Raw genomic sequence first — 14,723 nt, forward strand, 5'->3', positions numbered from 1 at the left:
GGTTTACCACAGAGGGCACAGAGAACACTGAGGAATACCCTCTCTTCTCCGTGTGCTATGTGGTGAACGCGCAGAGCTTCTCTCTGCTAAGAACCCATCCCTCCAATCCCTTTCAAACGCGGGCGTTGATGACCGCTGAATGTCTGGTTGTCAGTTTGCGGAAGTTCCCTCCCCATGTTTGTTTTGCTCGCCATCCCGCCGTTTTTCACCCGCGCGCAAGTTGAATATGTAGGATATGGCTTACATATTTTTGTAAGTTGCTGAGATAAAGTGAATTTTCTGATTTGGTGTTGCAAGAAAAGTCCGAACAAAATTTCCTGTTCAACACGCAAGTGCAAGAAAAGTCGGATGATAATAATTCCTGGATCGAAGATAACGCCTTGTTCGCCTTGGCGTTTCGAGTGGGTTCAGGAAAGAATGGAGCCGGGGATATATTGCAAAGTGATATATTGCATCTGCAATTGAATACACTGTTATGTATAAGGAGCGACAAGTGAAGGAAGAAATAAGAACGGCTGTGGAAGCCCTAAAGAAGCAAGACCTTGATGAAATGACGGTCGGTGTTGTTCTGGAGAATGCGGGCATAAAAATTCCTCAGGGCGAAGTTGAAGTGAAAGCCCTCATCGCATGCTTGGAAGAACTGGAGAGTGAAGGGGTTATCTCGGATTGTTCCGGGTCTAATGGTGGCTGGGGTCGCACAGTAGGCGCTGATGGTAGTTGGTCATTTAGTGCAGGCTTTAAAGTCGCATTCTAGGTCTGGTTACATAACAAGCGGCTGCACCGGATAAATTTCCGCTGTCATCTTTTGTGCAAAATTCAGCACAGAAGCCGCCATCAAAAATTCACCCGGTGAGCCGGGCGTTATGAGGTCCAAGCCCGTGAGTAATGAGGATATAAAAGCGGCGGTGTGTAAGGAGGCTCTAGCGACTCTTTCGGATAGCAGTAGCGCAATCGTCCCGCAGCTACGAGAGTCGATAGAAGCCCAGTTGAAATGGCTTATAGACTATTTCGAAGGCCGCACTAGCGAGAGGAGGCGGCTATTCGATCTTACTTTTGGGCATTATGCCGCTCGGGAAATTGACCCAAGAGAGGAAAGGCTAATAGATGCTCTCAATAAGGCTTTCTATGTGGCTGTCAAGACTAGGGAGGGTCTGAAAATTGATCTTAAAATTTTGGGCTACAGCTCATAACAAGGCCAAGCACGCGACATGCGCGTGTTGGCGGCGTTAGGTTGCTCTGCTTTTTCCTGTTTATTAAGGCCAGAGCGTTTTGAAATTCACTGCCAGTAATGGGCAGTCCAGCATCAGGTTCCGTGCCGGCTTACATATCCGGCAGCTTCGTTCCTGGTGCCATTTTTGAGTAAAGTGGTTGTGGCAGGGCTTCCCCGTTCGTTATGGGTTGCCACATTCCAGGTTGGCGGTAGCTGCAAAGTCTGCGTTCTTGCAGGTGCCATAAATTCAGGTTGGGTTCGCAGGCTCACATCGTGCCAGTAGTTGGCATTGGCGTGTCGCCAACCTAACCAGGCAAGGCAGCGGACGCAAAATACGCGCCGCTGCTCGCAGCGTTATGAGCTCATGGGGTGGTGAGTGGAAAAAATTGAGCCTTTTCTAATGTATTCAGGCCAGGCAGCGATTCTTGCGAGCGCTGTGTGGGTTATGGTGCGTGGTAGAACAATGGCGGGGGTGTTTCTGCTACTTGGTTTCTTGCTTATCTTTCAGTACGGGCATGTAGCACCAAATCTTCCTGAAAGTACGGGGTCTTGTTGGGCCACAGGAAAGTCATACTATGAGTGCCTACCAATTTGGTATCGCACTTCTGCGCACCTTAGTCAGCTTGGGTTGTTCGTTGTTGCATTTGGTGTTTTTCAATTTGGCCGCTCAAGTGCTCATAACAAGTAGCTGCACAGGAAAATTTACTCGCAAGCTCGCAATTTTCCTGTGAGCAAGGCGTTATAAGCTCGTTTACCCATGAGATATTTTTTAGCAGTTGTGGCGAACATATTTGCTCTTGCTATTTCGGTAGTCGGGCTAATGTCTACCTGTATGTGGGGCTGCCCCAATACGGGCATACAGCTCATGTTTAAAATTTCTTCGGTGTGCTTGTTGGTAAGCCTTGGTTTGCTCGTATATCTTTGGGTAACAAGCAAGAGCAGTAATAAACATACAGGCGGTCATTAATGCTGTCCCAAAATCTTATAACAAGGCCAGGCAGCATCGCCCCTGCGGGGCTGGACCTCGTTTCACTCGGCCGCTGCTGGCAGCGTTAGCCAGATAGAAAGTGTGATGAAGAAATTTACATTTGTGTTCCTACTTTTAGGGTTTTCGTTCATGTCATATGCCGGTGAAAATTGGGTAGTAGCTGAAACACATGTTGATGGGAAACCAGTTATCTATAAGTTTATTCATGAGCTTCCTGATGAGGCCCAGAGAAAGAAATTACCTTGGTTAGCTGTTGTATCCTGGAAATATGATGGTTCTGAAACAAACGGGCTTCCACCGAGCCTGGTTAATGATCGAATGATAGAGCTAGAAAACGGATTAGAAGCAATTGAAGGAAGAAAGATTATTTACCTAGATGTGTATACTGCTACTGGTAATAATCTCAAGGAATTCGTTTTCTACATTGCGGATCGTGAGGAGTTCATGGAGAAATTTAATGAATCACTATCTGGGCATAAACCTTACCCAATTGGTATAAATTTCTACGAAGATAAGGCCTGGAAAGACTTGAATGAACTGCTTGTCAGAGCGGGTCGTGGCTAACAATGTGGTGCACGGGAACCAATTACGCTCCACAAACATGTGGTTCGCTACGCTCACTTTACCACATGTTTGTTCCACTACATCGATCCCGTGACCACGGCGTTAGGTTGCTCTGCTTTTTCCTGTTTATTGAGGGCGGAGCGTTTTGAAATTCACTGCCAGTAACAGGCAGTCCAGCATCAGGTTCCGTGCCGGCTTACATATCCGGCAGCTTCGTTCCTGGTGCCATTGTTGAGTAAAGTGGTTGTGGCAGGGCTTTCCCGTTCGTTGTGGGTTGCCACATTCCAGGTTGGCGGTAGCTGCAAAGTCTGCGTTCTTGCAGGTGCCATAAATTCAGGTTGGGTTCGCAGGCTCACATCGTGCCAGTAGTTGGCATTGGCGTGTCGCCAACCTAACCAGGCAAGGCAGCGGACGCAAAATACGCGCCGCTGATCGCAGCGTTAATTTCTAATTTAAGGGAAGTCTGTGTACATATTGTTTGGGTTTATAGTCGATGTTCTGGTTGGCGGAGCTGTGCTCTACTGGGCTGCTAAAGTCGTCAGGGTTGATCTGAATTTCAAAGAAACGGTTATAGCTGCTGGTGCCGCCGCGATTCTGGCGCTTATCCCATATGTAGGTTGGCTGCTTTCTATAGTCGCTCTCTTCTATATCCTCTATCAATTCAGCTTAGCTGCTTTCCCTAACTTGGTTCTATTAGTGATAGTTAGCAGGCTTTTCGTGGCGCTTATATATTTTGGTTTAATGAGTGCATTCGGAAATTAACAAGAGCCTCCAGGCCGACCTTCGGCGGCTGAGGCAGGCGTTACAAGTCTTAAGTGTTGAGAGATGATCGAAATCGAATTCGAAGAGCCAAAATTGGAAACATGCGAGTGCTGTGGCAACACGTCAACGCGGTTAACTCGTTTCGTGTACCAAAACGGCGACGCCTTCGCAGTTTATTATGTCGTATTTACCGATGGGCATGACGATAAGGTTGCGTACGTCCTTGTCGGTTTGGGTGAGTGGGGCGAAGGGAGCGAACCTGAAATGCGAACGGCCTTTTCAGTGAAGATCTGGGACAACAGTCAGAACTGGGCGGTAACGGTAACAGATAAAGACGAATCACCTTGGAGTCATGTTACATTTCTTGGCAAGATATTGGACCGAGATGAAGCACTTCAGCATCCTTGGGTCAAAGACGTATATCACATCACCGATCACATAGTCGCTGAAGACAAGCCAGTAATTGAGTTCTTCGCATGATCCAACTTGTAACAAGTTGCTGTACTCGGACCCAACCACGCGCCGCAAGCCTGTGGTTTGCTGCGCAAACTTTACCACAAGCTTGCGGCGCGTAGTTGGGCCGGTAAGCAAAGCGTTATATGTCATGAAAAATTGCCTCATAGGAATATTGATAGGCTTGCTAGTGCCACTATCTGCGGAAGCTGAAAGTTGGGGGCCGGAGTTGATTGAGTTTGATTTCGAAGGTAGCGAGAAAATACAGACGATGCTTTGGATTTCAGGCTGGTCATACAGTACCACGGAGTTCCTTAAGTCAGTGGGCTGTTTGAATGCAGATACATACGTCGGGAGCCAAGAGCTCATAGTTGCCCTCAATAAAGTTTACGCGGGTCAGAGGGTTACTTCCGAGGAAGCAACTATGCAGCTGGGCCGCTACATTCGAGCAGCATATCCATGTGCTGCATATAACAAGAAACTGCAGCCGACCGCAGATGCGTCGGCTGAGTAAAGCGTTATACGCCCGGAGTTCGTGGGCATAGGAGGTTTGATGGAGGGGTTGCCTGATTCCGCTTGGATTTTTGCAGGGTCCGTTATTGCGGCACTAATCGTTCTTTTCTCCGGATGGTTGCAACAGAAAATTAGCCGCGCATCTACTGTTTCGGGATATCGACAGAAGTGGATTCAAGATATTCGGAAAGCATTTTCGGAATACATGAATGAGCTCGAAAAGTTATCTGACTTAGCCTCTGCAAACTCAGAGTCCGGCCATTCCTTTGGCGCACGCTCAACAGTTTTAGAGGATACTCGGCCGGTCCGTAAGGCACGCAATTATCTTCGGCTATATACCAACCCAGGAGAGCAAGAGCACTTGGATCTCCTGGAAGAGGCCAAATCCCTTGAGTCTTATCTCACTGATACAGCACGGAAGGATTTGAAGCTTAACGAGTATGAGCGCAGACGTGATGAGCTAACGAAAGCGTTCCAAGATATTCTGAAAGAAGAGTGGGACCGGGTAAAAATGGGGGAGTTGTGGTGGCGGATTCGTCGGTGCTGGAGGCGTATAACCAGTCACTCAAGCCGACGCTCGCAAGCTCGCGCGGCTTAGTTCAGCGTTAAATGAAATTGATATAGGCAGTATTTTTTGAACGAAGGCTACGGTTATTTATCTGTTCTCGTTAATTTCATAAAAGCGATTTTGATGGGTGTAGGCTATGCATTGCTCATATCTGTAACTGCAACGCTGTTGGGTTTTGAGGCTGATACTGTGGTTAGGGATCAACCGGCGCATAGAGTGGTTATGCTTTTCTCATTGTGCATTTTAGAGGCGCCATTAACCGTTATAGTGGTTTTCAAGTCTGTAGATGCGTTGTTTCTGGCTGCAAGAATTATTTTTAACCGCGTTAAGTAAGTTGTAAGTTCTATTTAACAAGGGCCTTCAGGCCGAACTTCGGCGGCTGAGGCGGGCGTTATGCGTAAAGGATGGATCGCGTGAGTAACGAGGATTGGTACAGAAACAAAGAGTGGAGCAAAGAGGTTGAGGCTCAGTTCTTCGCCAAGCTCAAGCGTGCGCGCAGGAAGGAACAATATTTACGCATCCAAGCTTCTACAATCGCCCGCAATAACCCTGATGCGGCCTTGATGCTTCTAGAGCAATATTTCTCGCTCGATGATGATTTTGATCATGCTCAAGCCTACTGTGATATGGCATCAGCATTTCTAGCCAAAGGTGAGGTTCAAAAGGCGGTCCAGTCATACGGTAAAGCATTGGAAAGAGAAGCTGAATTTCCAAAGCTAAAAACAGATGCATATATCCTTTATCCGCTAACCATCGTCGAAAATAAGCTGAGCAACTTGTATCAGTCCGCCAACGAGATTCTCGATGCTCACCAAGATCGGTTAATGTTCCCAATAGATTACTTTCGTTGGCATGCGGCGAAAGCGATCATAGCTGCCCATTCAGGCGAAGAAGAACTCGCCTCTAGTCATGCGACGAGCGCGCTTGAGGCTGCCCAAATAAAGCAATCAGGCTTTAGGTTTCACCAAAATCTAGGTTTGGTGGGTAAAGAATTTAAAGGTGTGGTTGATGAGCTTCGTGCTATACACGCATAACCAGGCGGTCAACGGGACCGCTTTTCCGCGCCGCCTTCGGCTCTGCTCCAAAGCGGCCCGTTACCTTCGGCGTTGGTGCTAAATGAATCGAATACCTGAAGATTTTGATTTGAGCGCGCTTGTTGGAGAGGGTTTATCTCAGATTCGCATCGACCAGCATCAAATTCAGCTGCACTTCGATAAAGTATCTATCCAAGGCGGGGGGCAGGTTTTGCTGGAGAAGAGAGGGGACTCCAAGAAGATTTTCTCTGGTTCGTGGCTAACCACATGTGGGCTAGATGCGTTGATCGGAAGCAAAGTGGTTGGCTGGCAGAGAAGAAGTGATTTCCAGTTCAGCTTATCGTTTTCCTGCGGGGCAACCCTGGTTTTTGTTACTCAAGAGGGGCCCTATGAAGACTTCACTATTCTCGTGGGAGAACAGGAATTCTATGTCCTCTGAACCGCGCAGATCGTGCAAAGACCACTCTCTTTCTCCCAAAAACCATCATTGCCTCGCTGTGGCTCGGTTCGCCATGCAAGCATGGGCTCCAACAGCAGCGACTCTGGCTGTGGAGTGAGTCCACATCCCTCTCAACGAAACCCGAACCCCTGCACAAACGCCATCAACCGCTGCTCCAGCCAGTAGCGCTGGGGGCCGTGGTTAATAAAGCCCACGTGGCCGCCGTACTCGCTCACCTCCAGGGTCACCGCCGGGCCCAGTTCTTCCTGGCGCGGTAGCGTCTCCGGGGTCATGAAGGGGTCGTCCCGGTTCTGCAGCATCAGCGTGGGGGTGCGGATCTGCAGCAGCTTGGGGCCGGCTGAGCATTGCGCGTAGTAATGGTAGGCCCCGCGAAAGCCGTACAGAGGGGCGATGATCTGGTCGTCGTAACGCCAGAAGGAGCGGATGCCGCTCATGTTCAGCCGGTGCAGGCGCTTGGCCTCCGGCGGGTTTACCTTGTCCAGGTGGCGCTTCTTGTCGTCGAGCTGGCCGAGCAACACTTTCAGCAGATGCTGGCGGTACAGCTTTGAAAGGCCCCGATCCAGGCGGTTGGCGCACAGGTCCAGCCGCAGGGGGGCACAGACGGAGGCCACCGCTGTCAGCTTGCCGTTGTCCCGATGAGCCAGCCAGTTCAGCAGCCGGCTGCCACCCAGCGACACGCCGATGGCGATGCGGTTGCCGGTGGGGTCCTGGGCAAACACATGCTCGATCACCGCATCCACATCGTCGGTTTCCCCGGCGTGGTAGCACAGGGCGGTGTCATTGGGCTGCTTGGCGCCGCGACTGTTGATGGCCACCGAGCGCACTCCCGCATCGGCCAGTGCCTTCTGAATGCCACGCATATAGTGGGAGTCGCTGCAGCCGGACAGACCATGGAGCAGGATGACGGTGAGCTGCCCGGGGTGGCGTTGCGGCCCGGCCCAGTCCAGCAGCAGCCGGTCGCCATCCGCCGCCAGCGGCAGCCATTCGCTGTGCCGCTCCACCTCGGGCAAGGCGCGGCCCAGTGGCCCCCACAGGGTTTGTAAGTGGGGGTTGCGCAGCCACAGGGGAGGCTGGAACGGGGAGGCAACGATTTCGCCCATGGAATCTCTCACTCAATAGCAGTCGCGTCGACCGGCGCTATGGTAGCCTTTTGCTTTTCCCACTGGCACCCATTGATGACGGAGACCCCATGGCCCGCCGCTTTTACGACGATCAGGAATTTCAATCCGGCCTTGCCACCGAGCTGGGTGCCAATGCCAGTCATCATATTGGCAAGGTGCTGCGCATGGCGGAGGGAGAGGAACTGGTGGTATTCAATGGGCGCGGCGGTGAGTGGTCCGCGCGCATTGTGGCGGTGGGCAAGAAGGCCGTGACGGTGGAGCCGCAGCACTTTGTGGATGAGGATCGCACCGCGCCGCTGGCGGTCACGGTGGCCCTGCCCATGATCAAGGGTGACCGGATGGATTATGCCATCCAGAAGGCCACCGAGCTGGGCGCGGCCCGAATTGTGGTGCTGGATACGGAACGCTGTGAGGTGCGGCTCAAGGGCGACCGGCAGGAAAAGAAGCTGGGTCAGTGGCAACAAATTGCCATCAGTGCCTGTGAACAGTGCGGACTCAATCGCCCGCCCGTGATTGACGGGGTCGTGCCGTTGCCAGCGTGGCTTGGCGGCGATCTGCCCGCCCTGCGCCTGATTGCCCACCCGGGGGAAAAGCCGTTCTCACCGGCGGCCCTGGATGGCGTGGGCGAGCTGGCCCTACTCACCGGGCCAGAAGGTGGGTTCTCCGAGGAGGAATTGCAGGCGGCAGCGGACAAGGACTTCATCCCCTTCGCCCTGGGCAACCGGGTGCTGCGTGCGGAAACGGCGCCGGTGGCGCTGCTGGCGGCGTTATGGGCGTGGCAAAGCAGCGACTAGCTTCGAGCTGCTAGCGACCAGGCGCGGCCTGGTTTCTCGCAACGCTTCGCTAGGTGCCCGCGCCCAATCGGTGGCTGCATCCTGCTAGTCGCTCGAGGCTAGTCGCTAGAAGCTGATAACAACAAGGAAACGTTCATGCTGACAACCCTGGCCATCAGTAATTACCGCTCCGCCCTGGAGCTGGTGTTGCCGCTCGGGCCGTTGAATGTGATTACCGGTGCCAACGGTAGTGGCAAGTCCAATCTGTACCGGGCGCTGCGGCTGCTGGCGGCCACTGCCCAGGATGATGTGATCGCGGCGCTGGCCAGTGAGGGTGGGCTGGAGTCCACCTTCTGGGCCGGGCCGGAGACGCTCAGCACCGCCATGCGCAAGGGGTTGGTGCCGGTGGAGGGTGGGCCGCGTCAGCATAGTCGGCGTTTGAAGCTGGGCTTTGCCGATGAGGATTTCGGTTACCTGATCGAGCTGGGCCTGCCCCGGCCGGACAGCACCACCGCCTTCAACCTGGACCCGGAGATCAAGCGGGAAATTATCTGGGCCGGCGGGGCCTACCGACCTGGCGCCGCGCTGGTGGATCGGCGTGGCCCCTTGGTGAAAGCCCGCGTCGACAATAGCTGGCTATCCCTGGCCGATAACCTCAATAGCTTCGATAGTCTGTTCAGTCAGGTGGCCGATGCCCGCACGGCGCCGGAGGTGCTGGCATTGCGCGAGCGGATTCGTGGCTGGCGTTTCTACGACCACTTCCGCACCGACCGGGATGCCCCGGCCCGCCAGGTACAGATCGGCACCCGCACCCCGGTGCTACATCACGATGGCCGCGATCTGGCGGCGGCCCTGCAAACCATCCGCGAGGTAGGCGACAGCCAGGCCCTGGACGCTGCCATTGAAGATGCCTTCCCCGGTGCCAGGCTGAATATCGAGCCGTTGCCGGATGGTCGGCTGAAGCTGGAGTTTCATCAGTACGGACTGTTGCGACCGTTATCCGCGGCAGAGCTTTCCGATGGCACCCTGCGTTACCTGTTACTGGTCGCTGCCCTGCTCACCCCACGGCCGCCTTCACTGATGGTGCTTAACGAACCGGAAAACAGCCTGCATCCGGATCTGTTGCCGGCACTGGCGCGCCTCATCGAGCAGGCCAGTCAGCATAGCCAGTTATGGGTGGTCAGCCATGCCAGCCGGCTGGTGGCGGCGTTAAACGAACATCCGGATTGTCATGGGGTGGAGCTCACCAAGGAGCTGGGGGAAACACAGATCATCGGCCAGGGGCTGTTGAGTACGCCTAACTGGCATTGGTCGGAACATCACTGACGCAGGGAAATATGAAAAAACAATCGGGTGTACTGCAACGTTGGGATGATGAGCGTGGTTTCGGCTTTATCACCGACAAGAAAGGCCGGGACATTTTTGTTCATGTCAGTGCCTTTGGCAATATTCGTTCGCGCCCTAAAGCCGGGGAAAAAGTGCTGTTTCGGGTAGAGCCGGATGCCGCCAAAGGGGTGCGTGCCGTAGAGGTGGAACGGTGCTGGCGACCCGCTCATCTGTTGTTGCCGGAGTTCCTTTTCCCGCTGCTGATGGTGGGAGCGTTCTATGGCGGGCTGTGGTGGTTTTTCTCGCAGAATGCGTTCTGGTGTTTCCTGATTATTTTCCTGCTGTTAATCGCCGGCCTGACGTTCCTGATGTTCGGTCTGGATAAGCGAGCAGCGCTGAACGAACGCCAGCGGGTGCCAGAAAATACCCTGCATCTTTTGTCCCTCGCCGGTGGTTGGCCCGGTGCCCTGCTGGCGCGTTCGCTGTTTCGTCACAAAACCCGCAAGCAGCCTTTTCGCACTGTTTTCTGGCTGGAGGTCGTGGTAAATCTTGTGGCGGTAGGTGTCTTTCTGTTCAGTCCTCAAGCCGCGCCCTTGCGTGACTGGCTGGATGTGCAGGCGCTGGGCTGGTTGATCACCCTCAAGGAATGGGGCTGGATCAGCGGGCCGGTTTGAGAAAATAGCCTTATAAATATGCAACCATCACCAGGGAAGGAGAAAGAGATGCGGTTACCGGAAGACGTGGAACAGGTCTTGCTTGACCAGGGAAAGATTGCCGCCATCAAGCAGCTTCGGGAAAGTCAGGGTTTGTCCCTGAAAGAGGCCAAGCAATGGGTGGAGTCCCATCTCTCCCAGTATCAGCCGCCGGTCAATCCGCCCCTGGTAGCCAGCAACATACCCTGGGGGCGGATCATGTTGGCGCTGCTGATTGTCGGTGTGGCCGTTGCCATTGTTGCGACGGGGTAGTGAGTTTTTCTGTGGAAGAACAATAAATAATAAAACAGGGAAGAAAACATGAGACTACCGGAAGATGTGGAAAGCGTGCTGAAAGCACGAGGGGAAAAGGCGGCGGTCAGCCAGTTGTGCCGGCAGCATAAAATGACTCGTGCAGCCGCGACGGCCTGGGTGTCAGCCTGCGACGACAGGGGCTTGCGGGTAGCTGACAATCCGCTGAATAACGGGAAAATAGCGTTACTGCTGATGGCTGCTTTTCTCACAGGCATGCTTATCGCTGCTTTGCAGAAACTGTTTTGAACCCTTCGGGGCACACTGATCACGAGGAAAAAACATGCAGGTGACAAGCCCGATTCTTGCCCCGGTAGTGGTGCTGGTGGCCTGGTCCATGGTCATGTGGTTGTGGATGTATGTGACCCGGCTGCCGGCCATGAAAGCCGCCAACATGAAGCCGGATCCGCAGGCGCCCCGTGGCGAACAGATGAGCACCCTGCCCGCCAGTGTGCGCTGGAAGGCGGATAACTATAACCACCTGATGGAACAGCCCACGGCGTTCTATGCGGTGGCTTTGTCACTGGCACTGCTCGGTCAGGGTGATGGCATCAATCTGACGCTGGCCTGGGCTTATGTGGGTATCCGTGTAGTGCATTCGTTGCTGCAGGCGCTGATCAACAAGATCGAGCTGCGCTTTGTGCTGTTTGCGCTATCCTCATTGGTATTGATCGGCCTTACCGTCAACGCGTTGCGGGCGGTATTCTGATGGCGTTTGATGCGGAGCTGGCCCAGCGGGTGCGTGAAGGGCTGCTGGCTGTCAGTGGCGCCCTGCCCGATGAAAAGCGTATGTTCGGTGGGCTCTGTTTCATGATCGCCGGCAACATGTGCTGCGGCATTCTCGGTGACCGCTTGATGGCCCGGGTGGGACCGGATGCTTATGCGACCCTGCTAGGCGAGCCCGGAGCCAATGAGATGGATTTCACCGGTCGGCCCATGAAGGGCATGCTGATGATCGACGCCGATACAGTGGCCGATGATGCCGCACTGCAACGCTGGTTGACGCATTGTTTTGCCTTTGTACGTACCCTTCCCCCCAAGTAATCGTCAGGAATTACCATGCTGCAAATCGGGATTGTGATCTACGATGATGCCGAAGTGCTGGATTTTGCCGGCCCTTACGAAGTATTCGCCACCGCCGCCCGTCTGGCGGAGACCCCGCCCTGGGACGTAGCGTTGATTAGTGAGCATGCGGACGTGCGTGCCCGGGGCGGGTTTCCGGTACGCAGTCATTTCACCTTTGCCGAGATGCCACCGCTGGACGTGTTGCTGGTCAGTGGTGGTGTGCATACCGCTGCGATGTGCAATCCCGCTTTGCTCTCGGCATTGCGCCAGGCGGCGGGCACGGCGCAATGGGTCACGTCCGTCTGTACCGGGGCCTTTCTCCTGGCGGAAGCCGGGTTGCTGACCGACCAACAGGCCACCACACACTGGGAAGACATTGCCGATCTGCGCGAGCGCTTCCCTGCCCTGCGGGTACAGGAAACGGTTCGTTGGGTGGAAGACGGAAACCGTATTACCTCCGCCGGCATTTCCGCCGGGATCGACATGAGTCTGCATCTGGTGGAGCGGCTGCACAGCCGTGAGCTGGCAGAGAAAACGGCACGGCAGATGGATTACGCCTGGATGCAGGATGACCCGGCAAACTAAAAGGGCGCCATTGGCGCCCTTTTTTCAAACCGTAGCGGGTTATTCGGTGTAACCCACAATCACCACATCAACGGGCATGCTGCCCACCGCCACGGATTCCTCAGCCACAAGGGAGCCGTCTCCCTGAATGGCAAAGCGCGTCATCATTCCGTTGCCTCTCAGTGTCAGCAGCAGATGCTGGCCAGTTGTTGAAGTCGCCATGCCATCGGGAATGGAATCTGCAGCGATGGTTCCGGCCTCTTCAGCAAACCAGCCAACCGATTGGTTCACCTCATTGGCGGTATAGAGTATGCCTTGAGGTGAAACAAGCAGTTCGGTGACGCCCTGGACATCTTCCGCCGCATTGGACTCAAGGGAACCATCGTCATTCACAAGAAACTTTTCCATGCCCAGATTGAAAGAGGTGTACAGGGCGTTGCCGTCAGGCGTGATGGCAATGGATTTACCGTTGGCGCCGGTGGGTTTGATGAACGCATCCAGTTTGGTCAGGTAGCCATTCAACGGGTTGATTTCGAAGGGCACAACGCGGGCCGGATTGTTATCCGTGACGACCCACAGAAACCGGCCCGCAGGATCAACGACAATATCGACAGGGGCGGTGAAGCCGACCTGAAACGGGCCCTGATCTTCGCTCAGAGAACCGTTAACGGCGACGTGGTAAAGGCTGATGCTGTTGCTGGACCGGTTTACCACATAAAGATAATTGCCAGAGGGGTGAACCGCCAGGGCAACAGGATCGGTACCGGTGGCAACGTCACTGGTGTTGGGAATGCTTTCCAGCTCGTCCAATTCCTGCTCAACAAAGGTGGATCGGACACGACGGAACTGGGAAATCGTGTCGTCAGCCTTGTTGGCGATATAGACATATTTCCCGGTGGGGTGAGCTGTGATGGCGGAAGGATCATCACCGGACAGGGGGTCACTCAGGCCCAGAGGGGTCAGGGTGCCCTCGTCGTCCATCAGAAACTGGCTGATGTTGTCATCGCTACTGTTGATTACATAGGCAGCGGTATTGTGGGTGGTCAGTGCCTTGCCAGTGGTAAACACCAGATCCGAGGGGTAGTTATCCATCGGGATAGGGCGGGTCGTTGGTGTGGCCAGTTCCCCATTTTCACCGACCACAAAGGGCAGCATGGCTGAACTACTTTGGTCAGACAGGTAAATGCGATTGCTGACCGGGCTGGCTTTCAGTGTGCGGGGCTTGTCGGTGGGTACGTCGATGGACGTGTTATCCAGCAAGGAAGCGATGCCGTTGTCGGCAATGCCGAGCTGCCAGATAACATCATTGGTCAGGTCAGAAATATAAAGGTAGTGACCGCTGTTATCGAGGGTGATGCCCTCCAGCTGGCCGCCAAGGAGGGGGGAGTTGCTCTGAAAATCCAGGGTGCCGTCTTCAAGAATTTGATACTGGTACACCGCCCCATTGGTTCGTTGTATGGCGTACAGAAAGTCCTTGTCAGGATGCGCAATCAGCTTCCAGGCGTTATCAAAGAGCACCGTGTCTTCAAATGTCAGGGTGCCATCGTTGCCGATGCTGAAGTGAGAGACGCCATTCTCGCTGTCCGTGGCATACAGGTGCGCACCATTCCGGCTCAGTGCCAGATCGGTAAAAGCGGCATCCACATTGTCGGAGGTCACCAGATCCTGGGGCTCCATGGAAGCAATCTGGCCGTACTCGTCGAAATACAGCTGGTAGATGCCGTCGGCACCGTCGGCCACGTAGGCATAATCCCCGGAGGGATGCACAACGATGTCATTCAAGGCATTTCCTGGCAGGACATCACTGTAGATATAGTCAAACCGCCCCGTGGTTTCCAGGCCGTAATGGTAGACCCCACCACCATTGGCAATCGCCAGTACTTCATCATGCCCGGGACGCAGGGCCGTTGCGGTACTGGCATTGATGGACACCTTGTCCACCAGCTGCATACGACCGGATTGGGTATCCACGGCAAAACTGGACAAGGTGCCGCCGTTGTAGGCGGTGGCAAGCGCGTAGCGCTCTACACTGGGAGTGCCGGGGGACGGCGCGCCGGTATTGCCACCGGGACTGCCGCCGCCACCACCGCCACAGGCGGCAAGAAATGCGGAGCTGGCCAGTACCAGGGCGGGGGTAAGGTGGTGCAGAAAGCGTGTCATGAGTTTTCCCTCTCAATACATGTTTTTCCCTGGGTCGCGGTGAGATCCATAGCGGTTCAAAAAAATAGCCATTTTTTGTTGGCCTTTATCGGGCGTTACGAGTGCTAAAAGTTTAGAGGGGAGTGGCTGATGGCACTGTGCCATGCATCATGTTTTGC

19 protein-coding genes are annotated in these 14,723 nt (G+C 54.3%); 17 read left to right on the forward strand and 2 right to left on the reverse strand.

Annotation, left to right across the window (positions count from 1 at the left end):
* Window positions 1-493: 493 nt before the first annotated feature.
* The 9 genes from KZ772_RS13125 (at window position 494) to KZ772_RS13160 (ending at window position 6,531) form a co-directional block, all read left to right on the forward strand.
* The gene (locus tag KZ772_RS13125; protein WP_290536985.1) at window positions 494-754 is read left to right on the forward strand and encodes a hypothetical protein; all 261 of its coding nucleotides are present in this window, start codon (window positions 494-496) and stop codon (window positions 752-754) included.
* A 109-nt stretch (window positions 755-863) separates the two neighbouring features.
* Window positions 864-1,190 carry an immunity protein Tsi6 family protein gene (locus tag KZ772_RS18610; RefSeq protein ID WP_365870253.1) on the forward strand — a complete coding sequence of 109 codons (327 nt, stop codon included), beginning with the start codon at window positions 864-866 and terminating at the stop codon, window positions 1,188-1,190.
* A 1,092-nt stretch (window positions 1,191-2,282) separates the two neighbouring features.
* The gene (locus KZ772_RS13130; RefSeq protein ID WP_290536986.1) at window positions 2,283-2,762 is read left to right on the forward strand and encodes a DUF695 domain-containing protein; all 480 of its coding nucleotides are present in this window, start codon (window positions 2,283-2,285) and stop codon (window positions 2,760-2,762) included.
* A gap of 465 nt (window positions 2,763-3,227) precedes the next feature.
* Entirely contained in the window at window positions 3,228-3,524 is a 297-nt protein-coding gene (locus KZ772_RS13135; protein ID WP_290536987.1) for a hypothetical protein, read from the forward strand.
* A 63-nt stretch (window positions 3,525-3,587) separates the two neighbouring features.
* On the forward strand, window positions 3,588-4,004 hold the full coding sequence (locus KZ772_RS13140) for a hypothetical protein (RefSeq protein WP_290536988.1): 417 nt from the start codon (window positions 3,588-3,590) through the stop codon (window positions 4,002-4,004).
* 526 nt (window positions 4,005-4,530) lie between these two features.
* Window positions 4,531-5,088 carry a hypothetical protein gene (locus KZ772_RS13145; RefSeq protein ID WP_290536989.1) on the forward strand — a complete coding sequence of 186 codons (558 nt, stop codon included), beginning with the start codon at window positions 4,531-4,533 and terminating at the stop codon, window positions 5,086-5,088.
* A gap of 36 nt (window positions 5,089-5,124) precedes the next feature.
* Window positions 5,125-5,391, forward strand: coding sequence for a hypothetical protein (locus tag KZ772_RS13150; RefSeq protein WP_290536990.1), 267 nt, complete (start codon window positions 5,125-5,127; stop codon window positions 5,389-5,391).
* An 80-nt stretch (window positions 5,392-5,471) separates the two neighbouring features.
* Window positions 5,472-6,092 carry a hypothetical protein gene (locus tag KZ772_RS13155; protein WP_290536991.1) on the forward strand — a complete coding sequence of 207 codons (621 nt, stop codon included), beginning with the start codon at window positions 5,472-5,474 and terminating at the stop codon, window positions 6,090-6,092.
* 82 nt (window positions 6,093-6,174) lie between these two features.
* Entirely contained in the window at window positions 6,175-6,531 is a 357-nt protein-coding gene (locus tag KZ772_RS13160) for a hypothetical protein (protein ID WP_290536992.1), read from the forward strand.
* 131 nt (window positions 6,532-6,662) lie between these two features.
* Here the strand turns inward: KZ772_RS13160 and KZ772_RS13165 are convergent, their stop codons facing one another.
* Window positions 6,663-7,652, reverse strand: coding sequence for an alpha/beta fold hydrolase (locus KZ772_RS13165; protein WP_290536993.1), 990 nt, complete (start codon window positions 7,650-7,652; stop codon window positions 6,663-6,665).
* Between the two features lie 89 nt (window positions 7,653-7,741).
* On the opposite strand from KZ772_RS13165, the gene KZ772_RS13170 reads away from it, so the two are divergent.
* The 8 genes from KZ772_RS13170 (at window position 7,742) to KZ772_RS13205 (ending at window position 12,426) form a co-directional block, all read left to right on the forward strand.
* A complete protein-coding gene (locus tag KZ772_RS13170) occupies window positions 7,742-8,467 on the forward strand; it encodes a 16S rRNA (uracil(1498)-N(3))-methyltransferase (protein ID WP_290536994.1) in 726 nt (241 codons plus the stop codon).
* A 135-nt stretch (window positions 8,468-8,602) separates the two neighbouring features.
* The gene (locus tag KZ772_RS13175; RefSeq protein WP_290536995.1) at window positions 8,603-9,772 is read left to right on the forward strand and encodes an AAA family ATPase; all 1,170 of its coding nucleotides are present in this window, start codon (window positions 8,603-8,605) and stop codon (window positions 9,770-9,772) included.
* Window positions 9,773-9,783: 11 nt separating this feature from the next.
* Window positions 9,784-10,446 (forward strand): DUF1294 domain-containing protein, encoded by a 663-nt coding sequence (locus KZ772_RS13180; RefSeq protein ID WP_290536996.1) that lies wholly within the window; start codon window positions 9,784-9,786, stop codon window positions 10,444-10,446.
* A gap of 48 nt (window positions 10,447-10,494) precedes the next feature.
* Window positions 10,495-10,737 (forward strand): ribosomal protein L7/L12, encoded by a 243-nt coding sequence (locus KZ772_RS13185; RefSeq protein WP_290536997.1) that lies wholly within the window; start codon window positions 10,495-10,497, stop codon window positions 10,735-10,737.
* 48 nt (window positions 10,738-10,785) lie between these two features.
* Window positions 10,786-11,025 (forward strand): hypothetical protein, encoded by a 240-nt coding sequence (locus KZ772_RS13190; protein WP_290536998.1) that lies wholly within the window; start codon window positions 10,786-10,788, stop codon window positions 11,023-11,025.
* A gap of 34 nt (window positions 11,026-11,059) precedes the next feature.
* A complete protein-coding gene (locus tag KZ772_RS13195) occupies window positions 11,060-11,485 on the forward strand; it encodes an MAPEG family protein (RefSeq protein ID WP_290536999.1) in 426 nt (141 codons plus the stop codon).
* Window positions 11,485-11,820 (forward strand): TfoX/Sxy family protein, encoded by a 336-nt coding sequence (locus tag KZ772_RS13200; protein WP_290537000.1) that lies wholly within the window; start codon window positions 11,485-11,487, stop codon window positions 11,818-11,820. Before KZ772_RS13195 ends, KZ772_RS13200 begins: the two co-directional genes overlap by 1 nt.
* Window positions 11,821-11,835: 15 nt before the next feature.
* The gene (locus KZ772_RS13205) at window positions 11,836-12,426 is read left to right on the forward strand and encodes a DJ-1/PfpI family protein (RefSeq protein WP_365870260.1); all 591 of its coding nucleotides are present in this window, start codon (window positions 11,836-11,838) and stop codon (window positions 12,424-12,426) included.
* Window positions 12,427-12,465: 39 nt separating this feature from the next.
* Here KZ772_RS13205 and KZ772_RS13210 read toward each other — a convergent pair whose 3' ends face one another.
* Entirely contained in the window at window positions 12,466-14,565 is a 2,100-nt protein-coding gene (locus KZ772_RS13210; RefSeq protein ID WP_290537001.1) for a beta-propeller fold lactonase family protein, read from the reverse strand.
* Window positions 14,566-14,723 lie beyond the last annotated feature (158 nt).

Origin of the sequence: Alcanivorax sp. (genome assembly GCF_019431375.1) — a bacterium.
GTDB lineage: Bacteria > Pseudomonadota > Gammaproteobacteria > Pseudomonadales > Alcanivoracaceae > Alcanivorax > Alcanivorax jadensis_A.

Coding starts and splice junctions, on each gene's coding strand:
- KZ772_RS13175 (WP_290536995.1), top strand. CDS start 8,603: ATGCTGACAACCCTGGCCATCAGTAATTACCGCTCCGCCCTGGAGCTG.
- KZ772_RS13160 (WP_290536992.1), top strand. CDS start 6,175: ATGAATCGAATACCTGAAGATTTTGATTTGAGCGCGCTTGTTGGAGAG.
- KZ772_RS13200 (WP_290537000.1), top strand. CDS start 11,485: ATGGCGTTTGATGCGGAGCTGGCCCAGCGGGTGCGTGAAGGGCTGCTG.
- KZ772_RS13180 (WP_290536996.1), top strand. CDS start 9,784: ATGAAAAAACAATCGGGTGTACTGCAACGTTGGGATGATGAGCGTGGT.
- KZ772_RS13190 (WP_290536998.1), top strand. CDS start 10,786: ATGAGACTACCGGAAGATGTGGAAAGCGTGCTGAAAGCACGAGGGGAA.
- KZ772_RS13170 (WP_290536994.1), top strand. CDS start 7,742: ATGGCCCGCCGCTTTTACGACGATCAGGAATTTCAATCCGGCCTTGCC.
- KZ772_RS13130 (WP_290536986.1), top strand. CDS start 2,283: ATGAAGAAATTTACATTTGTGTTCCTACTTTTAGGGTTTTCGTTCATG.
- KZ772_RS13195 (WP_290536999.1), top strand. CDS start 11,060: ATGCAGGTGACAAGCCCGATTCTTGCCCCGGTAGTGGTGCTGGTGGCC.
- KZ772_RS13145 (WP_290536989.1), top strand. CDS start 4,531: ATGGAGGGGTTGCCTGATTCCGCTTGGATTTTTGCAGGGTCCGTTATT.
- KZ772_RS13205 (WP_365870260.1), top strand. CDS start 11,836: ATGCTGCAAATCGGGATTGTGATCTACGATGATGCCGAAGTGCTGGAT.
- KZ772_RS13140 (WP_290536988.1), top strand. CDS start 3,588: ATGATCGAAATCGAATTCGAAGAGCCAAAATTGGAAACATGCGAGTGC.
- KZ772_RS13165 (WP_290536993.1), bottom strand. CDS start 7,652: ATGGGCGAAATCGTTGCCTCCCCGTTCCAGCCTCCCCTGTGGCTGCGC.
- KZ772_RS13185 (WP_290536997.1), top strand. CDS start 10,495: ATGCGGTTACCGGAAGACGTGGAACAGGTCTTGCTTGACCAGGGAAAG.
- KZ772_RS13210 (WP_290537001.1), bottom strand. CDS start 14,565: ATGACACGCTTTCTGCACCACCTTACCCCCGCCCTGGTACTGGCCAGC.
- KZ772_RS18610 (WP_365870253.1), top strand. CDS start 864: ATGAGGTCCAAGCCCGTGAGTAATGAGGATATAAAAGCGGCGGTGTGT.